Origin of the sequence: Salinisphaera sp. G21_0 (assembly GCF_017744115.1) — a bacterium.
Taxonomy (GTDB): domain Bacteria; phylum Pseudomonadota; class Gammaproteobacteria; order Pseudomonadales; family Endozoicomonadaceae; genus Endozoicomonas.
Genome location: NZ_JAGHQW010000009.1, coordinates 1 through 17,214 on the forward strand (window position 1 = coordinate 1; position 17,214 = coordinate 17,214).

Sequence of the window (17,214 nt, forward strand, 5' to 3'; positions counted from 1 at the left end):
CTGAAGACAGAACTCATTCATCATGAGGACTTTCAGACGCGGGAAGAGGCGCATCAGGCAATTTTTGAGTATATCGAAGTGTTTTATAACCGTCAGAGAAAGCATTCGACTAATAGCTACCTGGCACCGTTCGTGTATGAGCAAAAACTTGCCAAGGCAGCGTAAAAAAGTGTCCGGAAAATCCTTGCCATATCATCAGAGCCTGGTCCTCCTCCGACAGACAATATATCTACATGTTCAACCTCAAACCAAGAATCGAGCACATCACAAGATATATTGGTTGCACCATGATAGTTTTCCATGACGTGAACAACAAAATACCTTAGCAAATAAAGCTTTCTCTCTTCCTCACAGTCGTAACTTATCTCATTACCATCAAAGAATTGGTTCTGAAAACAGCCTAAACAATTTTCGCTTCTGGGCGTCTTTCTTTCACAATTGCCAAATGCCTATAGATTTAACTCATGGTAATAATCTGAAATCAAGTCATCCATTTAATAAATTCTTCAAAGATAAATTTAAAATAAGCAAGAAAGTAAAACAGGTGTCAGTTCTTTATATTTGACACTTTGTCAACCACTGTTGTCTTTGACCAATAAGTCAAAATCATACTACCATGGATTATACCATTGTCTTTTATTGACGCCGGGGAGCATGGGACCAGATAGCTCAGAGGGATGATGGTCTAGTTGGGAACTGAGTGCGACAGGGTAGTTTCATCCGATGTGTTCGGATGTGCATGATATAAAAATACCAGGCATGAGTGAATCCTGTTTTCTACGTATGGACCAGCCACTACTCCCTGAGCGAACCGCATCCAGCCCCCGACTCCATAAGTTGCTGCCCTGTGTTTCGAGCTGCGGGGGTGGAGAGCGTGAACCTAAAAATATTAAGCCTGCTTCAAAGGCTCAAAGAGTACACTGAGGTCTTCTGCGGTGATTGATGGTTTTTGTCGGCCGCTACCCTCACTCAGAATCGCATCGGCAATGGCTTTTTTCTTCTCTTTCAGCGCCTGGATTTTTTCCTCAACGGTGCCTTCGGTGATCAGTTTGTAGACAAATACCGGTTTGTCCTGCCCGATGCGGTGTGCACGATCACTGGCTTGATCTTCTGCCGCCGGGTTCCACCAGGGATCGTAGTGGATCACGGTATCTGCCGCGGTGAGGTTCAGGCCGGTGCCGCCAGCTTTAAGACTGATCAGGAAGACCGGGATATCACCGTGCTGGAAAGCCTCAATGGGTTGTTTCCGGTCACGGGTCTGGCCGGTCAGTTTTACCCAGGGAATACTGGCATTGTGCAGACGGTTTTCAATCAGGGACAGCATACTGGTGAACTGCGAGAAGATGAGTATCTTTCGACCTTCTTCTACCATGGGTTGTACCAGGTCCATCAGAAGATCAAGCTTGGCTGACTCCCGGATATTGGATGCCTGCTCCAGCTTGACCAGTGTCGGATCGCAGCATGCCTGCCGCATTTTGAGCAAAGCATCCAGAATAACAATCTGGGAGCGGGCAAGACCTTTCTTTTCAATCTCTTTTTGAACCCTGGCTTCCATACTGGCGCGGATGGTTTCGTACAGATCCCTTTGTTTGCCCTCAAGCGAGGTAGTGCGCAGAATTTCGGTTTTGGCGGGCAGCTCTCTGGCCACCAGGTCTTTACTGCGGCGCAACATAAATGGTGCAATGCGCTTTTGCAGTTTTTGGGTTTGTTGCTGGTTTCCCTGTTTTTCGATAGGGGTTCGATAAAAACGGGTAAACTGGTCCCTGGCACCGAGAAAGCCGGGCATCAAAAAATCGAACAGCGACCAGAGTTCACCCAGATGATTTTCCATTGGCGTACCGGTCAGGCAAAGTTTATGCACTGCGTTAAGGCAGCGCACTGCTCTGGCACTTTTTGCATTGGGGTTTTTTACCGCCTGGGATTCATCCAGGGCTAACAGGTGAAACCGGGTTTTTGCCAGTTGCTCAAAATCCCGCTGGATGACGCCGTAACTGGTAATCACCAGGTCTGCTTTTTGGATTTCCTCGCTGTCGCGTTTGGAGCCATGATGGATATGTACGGTTAAATCGGGTGTAAACCGGCTGGCTTCATGTTGCCAGTTATGGAGGAGGCTGGTGGGACAGACCACCAGACAGGGCGGGAGCTGGTCTCCAAGGCGTTGTTTTTCCAGCTGGATATGGGCGAGGGTCTGCAGGGTTTTGCCCAGCCCCATGTCATCAGCCAATATACCGTTCAATCCAAACTCTCTCAGGAACTGCAGCCAGGAAAGGCCATGCTGCTGATAACTGCGCAGGTTTGCCTGCAGATTTTTTGCCGCTTTAACTGACTTAAGTCGTTTAAAAGTTTTCAGCTTTTTGCTTAATGCCAGTAGCTTTTCACCACCTGCCCAAGGCAAACCAAGCTGTTCATACAGCTCCTGCCAGATTTCGGCGTGGTAGTTCTGCAGTTGGTATTCGTTTAATGGACGATCGCCAAAGAGTTCTAACAGTGTTCCGGCAATTACCCTTAACCGTTCAGCAGGCAGTTGAATAAACTTGCCACCGGGCAGGGCAATCGGAATCCGGGTGTCTTCCGGCATGTTCTTTAGTTCATCCAGTGTGGGCAGCTGATGAATCTGCCGGGCAAGCAAAGGCAGCAGGTCAATGGATGTGCCATCAATGGTGATGCCAAGACGCAGGTCAAACCAGTTGTTTTCGGACTCGTCCAGTTCTGCATACCAGTCATCATCGGAGATGGCTTCAAACTGGTAGGGGAAGTTGTCGTCAATCTCAATGATCCAGTCCTGCGCCTCCAACTCTGGCAGGACATTGGTCATGAAATGCAGCCAGTACCGGCGATGGTCTTCTCCGGGGAGTGCCATTATCAGGTCATAGGGCTTGAGTGCCGGGTATTGTCGGATAATATCACTGTGGCGCTGAAGTGCCGGTTCCATCCACGTTTGAAGCTGTTGCAGCAGTCGGTTTTCTTCCGATTTTTGACGGGGAATAACCTGGTGGTTATTGTTTTCTGCTGGAATGGTGTCTCCGGGACTTCCAAAAGGGATGCGATTATTGTTGTAGGCAAAGAAGAGTTTTGCCCGCGCCAACAGCTGATCCGTTTTCGAGCCTACCATAGGCAGGGTGTCTAACTGTAAAACGGGCTGTGGGGCAACGGTGATGGCGGTGATTTTTCTGGGGAGTTGTACACTTTTGCGCTCTTTGGTTTTCTCTCTCCCTTTAAAGAGCGATTTCAGGACTTTACTGGTCTCTTCAACGCCGGTTTCATCCAGAGGCGGAGCTTCCATAATGGCACCGAGTAAACGTACATCCGGTAAATGGGTTAATTCACCGCACTCGACCTGATCATGCAGTGTTTTCAAATAACAGGGAGGCGCGGTTGGCAGTAACTGCAACGGGTAGCCTGAACTGGCATCAAATAAAACAGGTCGCTGAAGCCCCTGGTCATCAAGTTGCCAGCGAATTTCCCCCTTCAGTTGTGGACCCTGAGCAACAGGCAGAAGTCTTTCTCCTGCCAGACAACGACCGGTACCCAGTATTTTATCAAGGAGCTCACGACCCTCTGATCCTTTAAGGCTGATCTGGGCATCATACAGGTCGATTCTAGCCTGTATATACGCCAGTTTGAAAATATGTTTGTCACCATCATTCATGCTGGCAGGCCAGTTGTTATGGTGCAGACAGTTGTAGGCGCTGGTATAGATCTTAGGCTTGCCAAAGCCTCCCTTTTTTAACCAACGGGATAAGTAGGGTTGAACAAAGATCCCTCCACTGTATGGGGTTTCATCGAGAATATAAACAACGCAGTTATTACTTTTTCCTGAATGGGTACCTGTTGATGCGGATAATTGACCGGAAACTTGCCGAGCCATTGCCTGCAGGTGATGTAGCCAGCTTGATCTGCGTTTTGTCAGGACTGACAGCTCATCTGTTTTTTGATCAGCTTCAGTTGGAACTGTTGAGGTATGATTTTCAATGCTACCGATTAATCGGTTAAGCCGGGGTGCACCATACTGCATTTCTCCCGCCAATAACAACGCAAGGGAATGTTTGCAATCGATACCAACAGGGCATGAACAAACGCCTGCAATGGGGTCTTCATCCGGGTCATCATATTCTGCCCCCAAGAAGACCTCAACGTCATAGTGGTGACCTTTACTCCCCATAACGGCACCCGACAATTTGTGTTCTTCTTCATCCAAGTCAACATAGAGCACATGATTATTTGCAAAGTAGTGTTGACCCTTTTTCAGCGTATTGGCGGTATAGAGTGCGTTCAGGTTAATGTTGAGCTTGGTCATGGGGAGAGAAGCCAAAAATAAATGTATTCATGTTGGTGTTGATTATGGTGGATTTTTTTGATCGAAAACATCAGTTTTTGACTTCGAAATAAGTTTTGAAATGTTGGTTCAAAAATGAGAGTTGGATTTTATCCTGAAGGGCTGGATGCACTAAAAATAGAGTCGTTTATCTTGTGAACGCTTGATATTATCCTTAAGCGATTCGATTTTTTAATACCGCCTTAAATTGTAGACAACAGATCAATGACATTCGCTTCGCAACACCGTCAGCCCTACACCGACCATCAGCCACTGGTTCATCTTCAGGGATCGGTGGAGCGGGTTACCTTCCACAGCGAAGCCAGCGGGTTCTTTGTGATTCGGGTCAAGTGCAGGGGGCAGCGTGAGCTGGTGACCATGACCGGCAACACGCCCTCGGTGACACCCGGTGAGTTTGTGGATGCCACCGGCATCTGGTTTAACGACCATAAGCACGGGGTGCAGTTCAAGGTTAAGCAGATCAAAACCGTCACACCCAATACCCTGGAAGGGATCGAGAAATACCTGGGGTCCGGCATGGTGAAGGGCATCGGCCCCCATTTTGCCAGGCGGTTGGTCAAAGCTTTTGGTGAACAGGTGTTCGATATTATTGAGGAGAATCCGGAACGGCTGATGGCGCTGGAGGGCATCGGTAAAAAACGGCGGGAGAAGATCACCTCGGCCTGGTCGGAGCAGAAAGTGATCCGGGAGATTATGGTGTTCCTGCAATCCCACGGTGTTGGCACAGCCCGGGCGGTGCGTATTTATAAAACCTACGGCGACGAGTCCGTGGCGAAAGTGCAGGAGAACCCGTACCGGCTGGCGCTGGATATTCACGGCATCGGCTTTAAAACGGCGGACAACCTGGCCATGCAGCTGGGGATCGACCGGGTGTCGTTAATACGCGCCCAGGCCGGGGTGCGCCATGTGTTGCAGGAGTGTTCCGGAGAAGGTCATTGTGCCCGACCGTTTGAGGCTCTGGTTAACGACGCGGTCACGCTGCTGGAAATACCGGAAGACACCATTAAGGAAGCGATTCAGTGCGAGATTAATGAAGAGCGGCTGACACCGGAGACCATTGGTGAGGTACCTTGCCTGTTTCTGACGCCGCTCTACCGTGCCGAGCAGGGGGTTGCCAACCATGTGAACCGCCTGCTTCAGGGACGTTCCGGCTGGTCTGGCATTGCCATGGACAAAGCCATTCCCTGGGTGGAGGAGAAAAACAACATTCAGCTGTCCGACTCCCAGAAAGGAGCAATTGACCTGGCGGTGCAGAATAAGTTCTGCATCATTACCGGTGGTCCGGGCGTGGGTAAGACGACAGTGGTGAACAGCATCCTGAAGATCATCCAGGCCAAGCGGGTTGAGGTGACGCTGTGTGCGCCAACGGGGCGTGCCGCCAAGCGTTTGTCTGAATCGACAGGGCAGGAAGCCACCACCATTCACCGGTTGCTGGATTTTGATCCGTCCGCCTTCGACTTCAAACGCAATGCTGAGAATCCCCTGGAAACGGATCTGCTGGTGGTGGATGAGTGCTCCATGGTGGATGTGGTGCTGATGAATCAGCTGTTGCGCGCAGTGCCTGACTCGGCTGCGGTATTGCTGGTGGGCGATGTGGATCAGTTGCCATCGGTGGGGCCGGGGTCGGTACTGAGAGATTTGATTGAGTCCGGCAAGGTGCCGGTGGCGCGATTGACGGAAATCTTCCGGCAGGCGGCCACCTCACAGATCATTACCGGCTCTCATGCCATCAACCGTGGCCAGGTGCCCAGGGTGACGAAAAAAGGGGAGGAGACGGACTTCTTCTATCTGACCGGCGAAGAGCCTGAAGAGTTGTTTGCCAAGTTGATGTCGGTGGTTACACGGCGGCTGCCTGAGACGTTTGGCTTTGATCCGGTCAACGATATCCAGGTGCTGGCTCCAATGAACCGGGGCGGACTGGGTGCCCGCAGTTTGAATGTGGCCTTGCAGGAAGCCCTGAACCCGGATGCCCACCCCCGGGTTACCCGGTATGGCTGGACCTATGCGCCGGGGGATAAGGTGATTCAGACGGTCAATAACTACGACAAGGAGGTGTTCAACGGCGATATTGGCCGGGTCAAAGCGATTGATATTGAGGAGGGCGAGTTGATGATTGAGTTCGACGGTCGGGAGGTACTTTACCCGGTCAATGAGCTGGACGAAGTGTCGCTGGCCTATGCCACCACCATCCATAAAAGCCAGGGCTCCGAATACCCCTGTGTGGTGATCCCCATGGCCATGCAGCACTTCACCCTGCTGGAACGTAACCTGCTCTACACCGGTGTGACCCGGGGCAAAAAGATGGTGGTGCTGGTGGGGCAACCCAAGGCGGTGGGTATGGCGGCCCGAAACCGAAAGTCGAACCGCCGGTTGACTAACCTGCAGGCGAGGTTGGGAGCCAATTAAAGCGACTTTTTGACGATACTCTCCAGAAGTTTGATTTGACTGGCAGGCATATCCTGTTCCAGTAACCAGCTGACAACGGCAAAATCCCGTGCCTGTTTTTGTCTCTGCTTACTTTCGCAGGCATTAGCCCAAAGACACATGCGCTGCATACGTTCACGCCAGACTCCTTTTTTGGGTTCAAGTACCTGGTCACAGACATCGCTGATCATCTTCTTCACGGTACCACCTGTGATGGTGAATGCATCCGAGATCAGCCAGCTGTCAGCAAAAGCAGAATTTGTCCAACTGACAGAGCGTTTTTGGACACTGGCAATCTCTTGATCGGATGGTGGCGTGTTGAAACTCAACAGTTCGGGGCTAAGGGTCTCAAATTGTGCCGACGCCGGATTCCAGTTATCGAGACCAAGCAGCTCCATGCCTTCCAGCATATCTGCACTGAGGCAGGTTTTACTGCTGAGATTCAAGGCCATAAATGGCGGGATAAGTTTCCGAATCAGTTCACTGGTTACTTTCTCAAAGGGAACGCCGTGTTGTTTTGTACTGGTAATGATGTGCTGGAGTTTTTTGCGGGTTTCTGGCGGCGACACGGAAATGTCGACAATCCCGACGGCTTCTTTAAGTACAAAATTTACCAGGCGGAATGCGCGAGGATGGTTGATATCATTGACTATGATCATCACTCCCTGGGCACCACTGCCATCCACGGAGGTCATCCATGCCTGTATCTCGCCATCGGTGGATACTTTTTTCCCGGAAGGGCAGACACCCAACTTACGGACATTTTTGATGAGTTTGTCAATGTGAGTCTGAACTGCTTTAGGCAGCCAGTTTCGAATACGGATCATTCGTTCCAATGTTAAGGGCGTGATCGCTTTTGGGTGGTTGGCCAGCAGATCTGCTATAGCGACAGCGCTCTTTTCCTGTTCATCCAGCACCAGTAAACTCAGGAAATCACCATATCGTGGGTTATCCAAAGAAAGTATCTGCTGGCCAATTAAGCTAATGCCTTCCGGTGGCATAAAGCCCATTTGATCCTGCCAGACGGAGGCAAATGTGAATTCATCGGGAATTTCTTCCAGCATGGCCTGACAGATCTTATTCAGGTCCTCCAGAGAAAAGTCACTTTTCGAGTCTTGCGAATCATGAGTCTCCGTTTGCCAATGATGGATGAACTCCATAAATGATTCTGACAGGTATTGCCGATGACCAGCCAGAACACCCAACAGGGGTGTCATTGCAACGCTGTCCAGTTCATCGTGCTCATAAGATAACATGATATTTTGTTCAACTTCCTGCCAGAAGTGAGTAGCCTGATGACTACCCTGACGAATCTGGATAAAGAGACTGTGCAGAGCAAACGAAAGGAGCGCGGCAACCGCATCAGACTCGTCTTCGTCAATGCCTTCAATACAGACGGCAAACAGGAACTGTGACAATGACTGGAGATCATAAAGGCGATGCCAGCTCTGAGGTGGTTCCGGTTGCTTACGGATGGTCGCGAGGTTGGTGACCGCATCTTCAATCAGTGCTTCTATCCAGTCATCTTGAGTACTGGTTTTATCGGGTGTTGCGCTTTCCAGAATGGTTACTGTTGGGCCTGAAGCATCGTGGTGGTTATAAATTTTCAGGTAGTCCTTTTTAATACTCTGAAGGTAGTTAATAATGGCTTCGGCATGCTTGAGCTTTTTCTTCTGGGCTGAACCATCAATCAAGCGCTGCAGGCACTGCCAGCAAGCGATAATCTCGGGGACTATCGTTTTTGCTTGCGTATCGGAACAGATCATCTTACGAGGGAATAGCTTGGTCATCACCTCGCGGGTTGATTTGAGATCTATGGACTCAAGTCCTTTACCCAGGTAGTTCATGTTCAGCTCCATAAACAAGCTGAACATCATGCCGCCAGATTTTTGATTGGCTTTTGAGAGTTTCTGATATTCAGGCGATTCATAAAAGATATCCAGAAACTGCTCAACCCAGTCCTGTAGTTGATCATTGCACTTATCAGGATCGCTCAGATAGGCGTTCTTGTTGAGCTTAAAAGGTTTTAATGACATACGAAATCTTAACCGGTGAACTGTGAATTGGCCGGATCATGCCAGATATACCATAGCGCATAAAGGGAATATGTTTTGGAGTACTATGGTAGTAATAAAATTATTATCAAAAAATTCCGCCACTGGTTCCCGCCCCATCGCCATATCTTCAAGCCCTTACGATACCTGTCGTAAGGGTTTTGTCGTTTATAGACCCTGTAAACAAAGGGTTAAACGTATGATGCTGTGGTTTGTGGCCTTCCGTATTTAAAGCTGTTTCCTCCCGTTTTTCTGACTTTTCTCTCTCCTCTCTGAAAAGCTGTGGTTTTGACCCTTGCGAGAATTACAGCGTTTAACTTTTTGATTCTATTATGCTTTCGCTGTGGTTTACGGTGTTGTAATTTTGTAGGTTCGCGGCTATTCCGGCGGTAGGGGCTGTGAAACATGTGCGAACTATCTTTGCTTTCTGAATCTATATTCGCTGTTGGCATCATTACCTGTGCGCGATTTTCACTATTCTCGGTCAGCCTCCTAAATGCCTGTCGACTTATCATCCTCCTGGTCAGTAAATATTTCAAACTCTGCACATATGCTTAACGAAATTGAATGGGTGCGATTTACTGGATCCAAAGGTGGCAGAAATGCTGCTGTATATGCTTTTATACATTGATCCGTGTGAGGGTTTTCTATTTTTTCCTGGATTCTGGTTTTAAAACCATTTTTTTTTTTATTCACCAATTGGTTGCCAGCGAAGACTGACAGGAATTTTGGATTACGTAATCCTGAATTATAAGGGCTCAATTGCGTATTGAGCAGAGCTGCAAGGAAATCATTATCGTTAATAAAGTCTGAATTATTTGATTTTTGATTAAATCCCGTTGTGAAAATGGTTTCCGGAGGCCTCGAATCGCCTCTATATACCATGCCAATATGGGATGGTGCTTTCAGAGTAGGAGTAAACCTGAAACGCTCATGCTGCCAGAATGGATTATGACTGAAGAACGCGTTTCGAGATTCTGACAGATAGGTTTTTCCTGGATATGCAGCAACCTCCCGGGCAAGGGCTTCGACTGTTTTAGTTGTTGCAGTTTGCCAGTCTGCAGGGGAGCTGGGTGGTTTGGTGATAATTGTTTCACTGATGTGCATGGTTTCACCTCTATTGGTCAATGATTATTAGAAGAACTGGATTTCCAGATTGCTCTTTCATCAGACGGAGTGTAAGTCAGCATGGCTTGAAAAACTCCAGAGGTTAATTGCATGAGTCCCCCGAGTCTGCAAATATAGGCAAATTTAGCTTTTTACACAGTTCGATAGTACAACTATAAAAAAGTTCCATTAATTTTGTGGGGTTTGTGCAGAATCTCTCTGGTTATATTGGTAAATATTAATAATGAAAACGATTGGATTGATTGGTGGGATGAGTTGGGAGTCAACTCTAAGCTACTACAAGGGAATTAATGAAGGCGTTAAGACATCTCTTGGGGGGTTACATTCAGCCAGGGTCGCCCTCTACAGTGTCGATTTCGCTGAAATTGAGAAGCTTCAGCATCAGGGTGAGTGGGATAAGACAGCAGAGATCCTGTCCGCTGCGGCTCGTTCTGTTGAAGCAGGTGGGGCTGATTTCTTTTTAATTTGCACTAACACCATGCATAAGGTGGCAGAGGCTGTTGAAAAATCCGTTGCTATTCCTCTGGTGCATATTGCTGATGCAACCGGCGAGCTTCTCGTTAAAGATGGTATAAAACGGGTTGGTTTATTGGGCACTCGCTTCACCATGGAGCAAGCGTTTTATAAAAATCGCTTGTCGGACAAGTTTGGTATAGAAGTTGTTATTCCGGATGAAGCTGAACGGGAGGTAGTCCATCAGGTTATTCACACAGAACTCTGTCTTGGCCAGATCAACAACGCTTCCCGCAACCAATATTTGAAGATCATTAGCAGCCTGCATAACCAAGGGGCTGAGGCAGTAATTCTTGGCTGTACTGAAATTGCCTTGTTGGTTCAACAGACCCAGACGACCATACCACTGTATGACACAACAGAAATACATGCGCAAAAGGCAGTGAAGTTAGCGATCAGTGAATAAAATAAACGGGTGGTAAATCGTAGACAGTTTCGAAAGTGCGTATACCTGAATTGCTGGAAGAAATAGCACCTCATCAATCGCTTGATGAGGCTTCAGGGGCTATGTTTGCCAGTTTGCTGAAAGCAGGCACTCTTCCCGGATGAGGAAATTACTTTTACTATCCCATCGGGGGCTACCAGTAATTATCCCGATTTTATCCGGTAGCAATGATTCGCGAACTGTGTGACTTAGTTTGCGTCCATCAACTCTGCTCATAAACCGCGCCCCTGAAAGTGGCGACAGTCTACTCAAATTTGATGTGGAAGGTTTTGGCACATATCAATATGTGAGGAGTACATTAATCAATCTTCGACATATATGGAGAGAAAAGGCTGATTATCTCGCCCCAATCCTCCAGAAATATGCCCGAGAGAGCGTGTACTGTATTTGGGCAGCACTTTTAACAAGTCATTTCTAATATGCCATTGCTGAGCCAGTTCCAGGAGGAAGGGTAATGCATCTGCCACTGATAACTGTCCCTTATAGCAATTGATATCAAAGGATTGTCTTGCATTGTCTTTCCCGATAACTTCAAGATAAATGAGCTGTGACCCTGCCAAAGATCGGTTTTGAAAAAGTACAGGGCTCAGGAAGTATTTGAAAATCGCATCATTAATAACTGTGAGTGATTTTATGCGGTTATGTATTTCAGTCAGTGTTAAAAGTGGGTAACACCAGTAAATATCTTCCTTCCAATGTTCTGGACTGTCAGCTTCCCATTTATATCCACGATTCAGGGCAAAAGGTTGACGATCATGTTTACCTTGTTGAATGAGGGAAACAAGAAAGTCCCAGTATTCCAAATATACTTTTAATGTTGCTTTATCATCCATCTCCTCTATTCCAAATAAAAGTGTGTCTGCATTTTGAATATTGTTGAGGATTTGACGTATGACCTCCTGCGGGACATTGAGAAATTTTAAAAATAAAGACCACTCCTCAATGGTTTTCTGCTCTTTTTCAAAACCCATCAGTATTCTGCGGTCTATGACTTGGCCAGGCTTCAGCTTAATAGATCGTTCTTTCTGGAATGCAGACTGGATACTGCAACAGCCGTGAAAAAAATTTTTTGTGTCGAGTCGCTGGAATAAATCATCGAATTTTTTTGGGGTTGAATTAGCAGATAGCATAATTGGTTCTCATGGCCATGATAGTATTGAACATTCTTAGGGTGGACATTAAGCTTACCCCTCCATTTTCAATGGCTTTTGAATGGAACCACGAAGGAGACAAAGAGCACGAAGGAAAAGAAAATCTCTTCTTTGTGCTCTTCGTGTCCTTCGTGGTTCCATCTTTAACTTCCCGAAGAGGGGAGTAGACGCTTAATGTCTACCCTAAGATTGAACATTAGGATACGGATGCATTTCGATTTTCTATCAAAGCAAAAAATCATTGAATGCTACTCGGTATTGCTGAAATTTCTATACGACACCGTGAACCTGCAATCAGTTGCAGTTGATCATTGTTGACCTCAACGGTGATGCCAAAGGTATCACTGGCCGCATCAATAATAGGGTCAAGAGTTTTTATCCGCGCTGTGAATCCTTGCTCAGAACCTTTGGTAAACAAAGTTATGGGGGTATCTTTTTTGATGTGTCCGTAAAGATCTGCCTGAAAAATGACCTGGGCATGCAGTGGGTCGAGACTAACCACCTGTAGAAAATGAGAGTCGTCGATATATTCCCCCGGCTCTTTAACAACATCGGTAATGACGCCGGAAAAAGGACTGCGGACTTCCCGCTGGCGCAGTCGGACAAGTGCTTCCTCGGCCTGCAGCATGGCAAGCCTTTTTTCGGTCAACAGTTCATCCTGCTCGTGGTCAGAGATCAGCTTATCTTTGTAGAGAGCTTCATTACGTTGCAGTTTGCGCTCAGCAAAATCCAGTCGAGCTCTCGCCGTTTTCAGGGTTGCCTGTTCGATATCTGAATTCAAAACCATAAGAACCTGACCTTTTTTGACGGTGTCGCCCCGTTGCACCTTCAGGTCACGAATGATACCGGGCACTTCGCTGCTCAAATCTGAACTTTTACTGGGCTCCAGAAGGCAGCTAAGCTGACCGAAATCGGTTGTGCTGGTCTGTGCGAATATGACCTGAGCACAGGAGGATAAAAGCAGTGCAGAAATAATGGTGGAGATTTGACGTTTAGTGCTGGTCATGGAATTCATACCCGCGAATTGGCAAATGAAAGAAGTTCCCGTTGATGCTCGTCACTGCGTAGTAAGTGTTTACGGGCTCGTTCATGCTTGTGTTCAAACTGGCTCTGGCAAAAACGGAAAGTTATTAATGCACACCAGTTTTTCAGAAATATTGGGAGTGGAAGATTGAATAGTTGTTGCAGTATCCCAGACCATTTTGAACTCAAAAGAGAGTCTTCAAGGGATAACAGGAGTTCATAACTTCCGCGGTCACCCTGGCGTGCACAACGGCCAATCAGCTGCCGGTCGATACGTGATGATTCGTGCAAGCCGGTAATAATGACATGAAGACCTCCGTTGTCGTCTGTTACTTCGTCGATCTTAATATCAGTGCCCCGCCCAGCCATGCTGGTGGCAATAGTGATCGTGCCGGGCGCACCGGCCTTGGCAACGATATCCGCTTCAAACTTATCCTGTCGGGCATTGAGAACCTGATGATCGATGTTCGCTTCGTCCATATACTGGCTCAGCTGCTCAGAGTCGGCCAGAGATAAAGTGCCAATCAATACGGGGCGATTTTTTGCTCTCAAGGTTCTCACCCGGGACACCACAGCCTGCCATTTTTGGTGCTCTTTCTGAAAGATTCTATAGTGGAGAAATTGTCTCCGACTGGTTTTGTGGGTGGGAATATCGACTACTGGCAGATTGTAAACCCTCCATAGTTCACTGCGTACATGACTGGTGGTTCCGGTCATACCCGACAGGTGATGAAAGTGACGGAAAAAGTTTTGAAAGCTGATGCTCGCCAAGGTTTCTCTGGGGGCCGATAAAGGGCAGTTTTCTTTTATTTCGATCAGCTGATGAAGCCCTTGCTCCCAAGTGCGATCCGGCATCATCCTGCCTGTGTGCTCATCGATAATAACGACCTTTCGTTGTTTCATCGAGTCATCAATCAAATACTGTTTATCGCGTTCGAAGAGATGCCAGGCCGTTAAGGCCTGTCTGATAAGTTCTAATCGGCGTACCCGTCCTTTCCAGAGCGCCCCGTGGTTTTTAGTGAGTTTGGCTATTTGCTCTTCACCGGAAGGAGTGATTTCGATATAGCGTCGATCTTTCCAGATTTTGTAGTCTTTACCTTCACACAGTTCAGGAACGATCGTCATGGCTTGAGCATAGAGTTCCTGCTGGACAGCGATGGGAGCTTCTTCTCCTGAGATAATCAGTGGTGTGCGGGCTTCATCCAGTAAAACGCTGTCCGCTTCATCCACGACGGCGAAGTGGAGGCCGCGCAGCATCAGTTCGTCTATATCAGTGGTTTTATGTTTACTGGAAGGGTTAAGCAGTTTCTGCGCATGAAGATTAAGCGAGCTGTTTTTACCTTCCAGAATGATGCTGTCTTTCAAATAATCAAAAGCCAGTTCGTTGTTAGTGCAATAAACAATATCGCAGGCATATTGCGACTGTCGTTCACTGGTTTGCAGCCCCTGAATAATAACACCAACACTAAGCCCCAGCCGTTGATACACCGGCATCATCAGTTCAGCATCGCGCTGTGTTAAGTAATCGTTAACCGTTACAAGATAGGATGGAATGCCTGCAAGAGCTGCAGCAGCAACGGGTAATGTGGCGGTCAGTGTTTTGCCTTCACCTGTCTGCATCTGGCCAATATTGCCATAGATAATGGCAAGCCCCCCCAGCAACTGGGAATCAAAATGATACATACCCAACTCACGACCAGACACTTCTCGTATAACTGCAAACGCTTTGGTTACTGAAGTGTGAGTGAGTCCTTTCTTCTGCAATACTGATTTAAGAACATGGATTTCGTTGTCCAGTCCTGAATCAGAAAGTGCAGATAAACCAGACTGATAGCTTTTTATTTTCCAGAGGAGAGGGTAGTACATCCAAACCTGAGCCTGAACAGGGCGCAGAACGATTGACGTTATCCAGCGCCAGATTCGTGCTGACATCTGCTGCCCGGGAATGGATTTCTGAGGGCGGTCTAGTGTTGAAGCCGGTCGTCGTTGTGGAAGCTTAAACATCAAACTGCCTCAGGAATAGTCGTCTTATATCTCGATACCACCTCCAGAATAGTGGCTCAGGGTCATGTTCAAAAAGCACATGCAGGCGCTCATCAAAGCGCTGGCGGGGTGCATTTTCAGCTTCAATATCGACCCGGAAGTAACCCTGATAACTTTGCAGTTCATATTCTCGATCTGGAGCAAGAGCGATGAGGCCACCACCTTCAGTTGATAATATATGACTTGGAAGAATGTGGGTTGATGAAGGATGTTGCCTGATAATCTCGGCGTGGTATTCCTGATTTGGAGAAGAGCTAAACTTCAGGGAAACTTGTTTGGTTTGATTCCTGACCTGATCGATATCACTCTCAGAAATCACCGTAGTTAGAGGTAAGTGGTCGTAATTGACGATGTAACCCAGTACATCACCACGTTGAAAGTACTTGCCATCAATGCCTGAACGATCAATAACCACTAACTCACCATCGGTCACTCCGTTAATAGTCAGTGCGCGGATACGTTCTGTGGCTTCCAGGAGTTCATTATTAATAAATTGCACTTCTTGGGAAAGAATGTCGGACTGAGTCCGGTCATCAATTGCAGCCTGGTATCTCAGCCTGGCTTCACTGGCCTGGGCGGTTAACACTTTCTTTCGGGCGATAAGTTCAGGGGCGTCCATAGTGAAAATGGAATCGCCGGCAGATACTTCAGAACCCGTTTCTGCCCACTGCTTTTCAATAAAGCCATTAGCCGGAGCCCGGATGATGGCTTCTTGCGGGATATAAACGACACCTTGGCTATAGGTTTGATAGGGCATCGGGATCATCAGCAATAGTGATAAAACAAGGCCAACGCAGATGCAGGAATATAGGTAAATGGTTTTTCTTTTATGCCAGAGCTGAGGGTCAGAGACTGGTTTGGCAATCATTTTGGTAATAGGTGCTAACAAGCTGCTCCAGATAGACCAGCAGGCCAGTAAAACACCAATAAAAAGATATTTGGAAGCAACCAGTAGCGAAATAGCCACCATCACGAACAGTCGGTATATGTAGGATAAAACAGCATAACCGACTAGCCAGATGGATTCTGAACGGCTTTGGGTGACGGATTTTAAGCCCTGAACCTTCAACAGGTATTGCTTCACCAGATAACCCACCTGAGCATTCCCTCTGGCGGCAAGGTTGGGTATTTCAAGGTAATCAGCCAGAACATAATAGGCATCGAAGCGCAGCAATGGGTTGCCATTGAAGAGCAGGGTAGAGAAACCGCCAATCAACATCACATTGAAAGCCAGTGCGCGCACGACACCCGGTTCAACACTGACCCAGATTATCATGGCAATAGCTGACATCAGCAGTTCGCCAAGAATACCAACGGCACCCACGAACATTCGTTGATATTTGTTATGAAAAGAAGATGCTGCGGATGCATCAACATAAGGCACTGGAAACATGACCAGTAGCATAACCCCCATCTCGTGTACTTCGCCGCCCCAGCGCTTAACGGCGTAGGCATGCCCTAACTCATGAATGAGTTTTACAAAGGGGTAGACTAGCGCCATCATCAGCAGGTTTTCTGTAGCCAATAAGCGGTCGCTGAGATTTTCTGTCAGGGGTTCCCAGTGAGTGATGGCCAGTACGCCACCCAGTAAAATAATGAATAAAAAGGCAATAGCGCCTAAACGGCTGAAGATGGCTATGGCAATAGATGATGTTGCAGAAAGAAATGCTTCCGGGTCTACCAATGGTATTCGTATGCTCAAGGGAGATTTAATCTGTTGCAGCCACTTGTTACGGATAACTTGTGATCGTTGTTTTTGTAATTGATCAATATCGGGCAGTTTGTCCGTTTGAATGACGTTAGCTTTGTTGAGCTGGCCCACCAGCTGGATAACTTCATCCTGAGTGGGTAGATTGTCCCCCAGCTCTTCACAGGCTATTTCCCAAATCTGTTGAAGAGTACGAGTGCCATCCATCAGGGCGATTATCTGATAGGCCGCAGGCTTGAACCGGTGGAACTGGCCTGTCACATGATCCTGAAGTACATACCAGACGTTGTCCCGATACACGTGGCGGTGGATATGGGCATGCTTTCTAAGCCGGACTTTAAGGTCTGCCACCTTATACCATGAGCTGCTGAACAGTGATCCTGACATCC

Annotated in this window: 10 protein-coding genes; 3 read left to right on the forward strand and 7 right to left on the reverse strand. The window is 47.6% G+C overall.

Going from position 1 to position 17,214, the window contains the following annotated elements; all coding sequences use genetic code 11:
• Window positions 1-165, forward strand: a 165-nt coding sequence (locus J7439_RS06175; RefSeq protein ID WP_209201036.1) for an IS3 family transposase, incomplete at its 5' end; no start/stop codon positions are given.
• A gap of 724 nt (window positions 166-889) precedes the next feature.
• Here J7439_RS06175 and J7439_RS06180 read toward each other — a convergent pair.
• Window positions 890-4,312 (reverse strand): DEAD/DEAH box helicase, encoded by a 3,423-nt coding sequence (locus J7439_RS06180; RefSeq protein ID WP_209200956.1) that lies wholly within the window; start codon window positions 4,310-4,312, stop codon window positions 890-892.
• Between the two features lie 228 nt (window positions 4,313-4,540).
• On the opposite strand from J7439_RS06180, the gene recD2 reads away from it, so the two are divergent.
• The gene (gene recD2, locus J7439_RS06185; protein ID WP_209200957.1) at window positions 4,541-6,742 is read left to right on the forward strand and encodes an SF1B family DNA helicase RecD2; all 2,202 of its coding nucleotides are present in this window, start codon (window positions 4,541-4,543) and stop codon (window positions 6,740-6,742) included.
• Here the strand turns inward: recD2 and J7439_RS06190 are convergent.
• Together J7439_RS06190 and J7439_RS06195 are read right to left on the reverse strand one after the other, a co-directional pair.
• Window positions 6,739-8,796, reverse strand: coding sequence for a Y4lR C-terminal helical domain-containing protein (locus J7439_RS06190; RefSeq protein WP_209200958.1), 2,058 nt, complete (start codon window positions 8,794-8,796; stop codon window positions 6,739-6,741). The genes recD2 and J7439_RS06190 overlap by 4 nt on opposite strands.
• A gap of 510 nt (window positions 8,797-9,306) precedes the next feature.
• The gene (locus J7439_RS06195; protein ID WP_209200959.1) at window positions 9,307-9,921 is read right to left on the reverse strand and encodes a hypothetical protein; all 615 of its coding nucleotides are present in this window, start codon (window positions 9,919-9,921) and stop codon (window positions 9,307-9,309) included.
• Between the two features lie 244 nt (window positions 9,922-10,165).
• Between J7439_RS06195 and J7439_RS06200 the strand changes: the two genes are divergently transcribed.
• Complete coding sequence (locus J7439_RS06200) at window positions 10,166-10,861, forward strand: aspartate/glutamate racemase family protein (protein WP_209200960.1); 696 nt, start codon at window positions 10,166-10,168, stop codon at window positions 10,859-10,861.
• A gap of 341 nt (window positions 10,862-11,202) precedes the next feature.
• Here J7439_RS06200 and J7439_RS06205 read toward each other — a convergent pair whose 3' ends face one another.
• From J7439_RS06205 to J7439_RS06220, 4 genes are all read right to left on the reverse strand, one after another.
• Window positions 11,203-12,030 (reverse strand): hypothetical protein, encoded by an 828-nt coding sequence (locus J7439_RS06205; RefSeq protein WP_209200961.1) that lies wholly within the window; start codon window positions 12,028-12,030, stop codon window positions 11,203-11,205.
• Window positions 12,031-12,289: 259 nt separating this feature from the next.
• The gene (locus J7439_RS06210; protein ID WP_209200962.1) at window positions 12,290-13,057 is read right to left on the reverse strand and encodes an efflux RND transporter periplasmic adaptor subunit; all 768 of its coding nucleotides are present in this window, start codon (window positions 13,055-13,057) and stop codon (window positions 12,290-12,292) included.
• Window positions 13,058-13,062: 5 nt separating this feature from the next.
• Window positions 13,063-15,078, reverse strand: a complete 2,016-nt coding sequence (locus J7439_RS06215) for a preprotein translocase subunit SecA (protein WP_209200963.1) — start codon at window positions 15,076-15,078, stop codon at window positions 13,063-13,065.
• Window positions 15,071-17,212: an efflux RND transporter periplasmic adaptor subunit gene (locus J7439_RS06220; RefSeq protein WP_209200964.1), complete on the reverse strand. Its 2,142-nt coding sequence runs from the start codon at window positions 17,210-17,212 to the stop codon at window positions 15,071-15,073. Before J7439_RS06220 ends, J7439_RS06215 begins: the two co-directional genes overlap by 8 nt.
• Window positions 17,213-17,214: the final 2 nt, after the last annotated feature.

Coding starts and splice junctions, on each gene's coding strand:
- recD2 (WP_209200957.1), top strand. CDS start 4,541: ATGACATTCGCTTCGCAACACCGTCAGCCCTACACCGACCATCAGCCA.
- J7439_RS06190 (WP_209200958.1), bottom strand. CDS start 8,796: ATGTCATTAAAACCTTTTAAGCTCAACAAGAACGCCTATCTGAGCGAT.
- J7439_RS06195 (WP_209200959.1), bottom strand. CDS start 9,921: ATGCACATCAGTGAAACAATTATCACCAAACCACCCAGCTCCCCTGCA.
- J7439_RS06200 (WP_209200960.1), top strand. CDS start 10,166: ATGAAAACGATTGGATTGATTGGTGGGATGAGTTGGGAGTCAACTCTA.
- J7439_RS06205 (WP_209200961.1), bottom strand. CDS start 12,030: ATGCTATCTGCTAATTCAACCCCAAAAAAATTCGATGATTTATTCCAG.
- J7439_RS06210 (WP_209200962.1), bottom strand. CDS start 13,057: ATGACCAGCACTAAACGTCAAATCTCCACCATTATTTCTGCACTGCTT.
- J7439_RS06215 (WP_209200963.1), bottom strand. CDS start 15,078: ATGTTTAAGCTTCCACAACGACGACCGGCTTCAACACTAGACCGCCCT.
- J7439_RS06220 (WP_209200964.1), bottom strand. CDS start 17,212: ATGTCAGGATCACTGTTCAGCAGCTCATGGTATAAGGTGGCAGACCTT.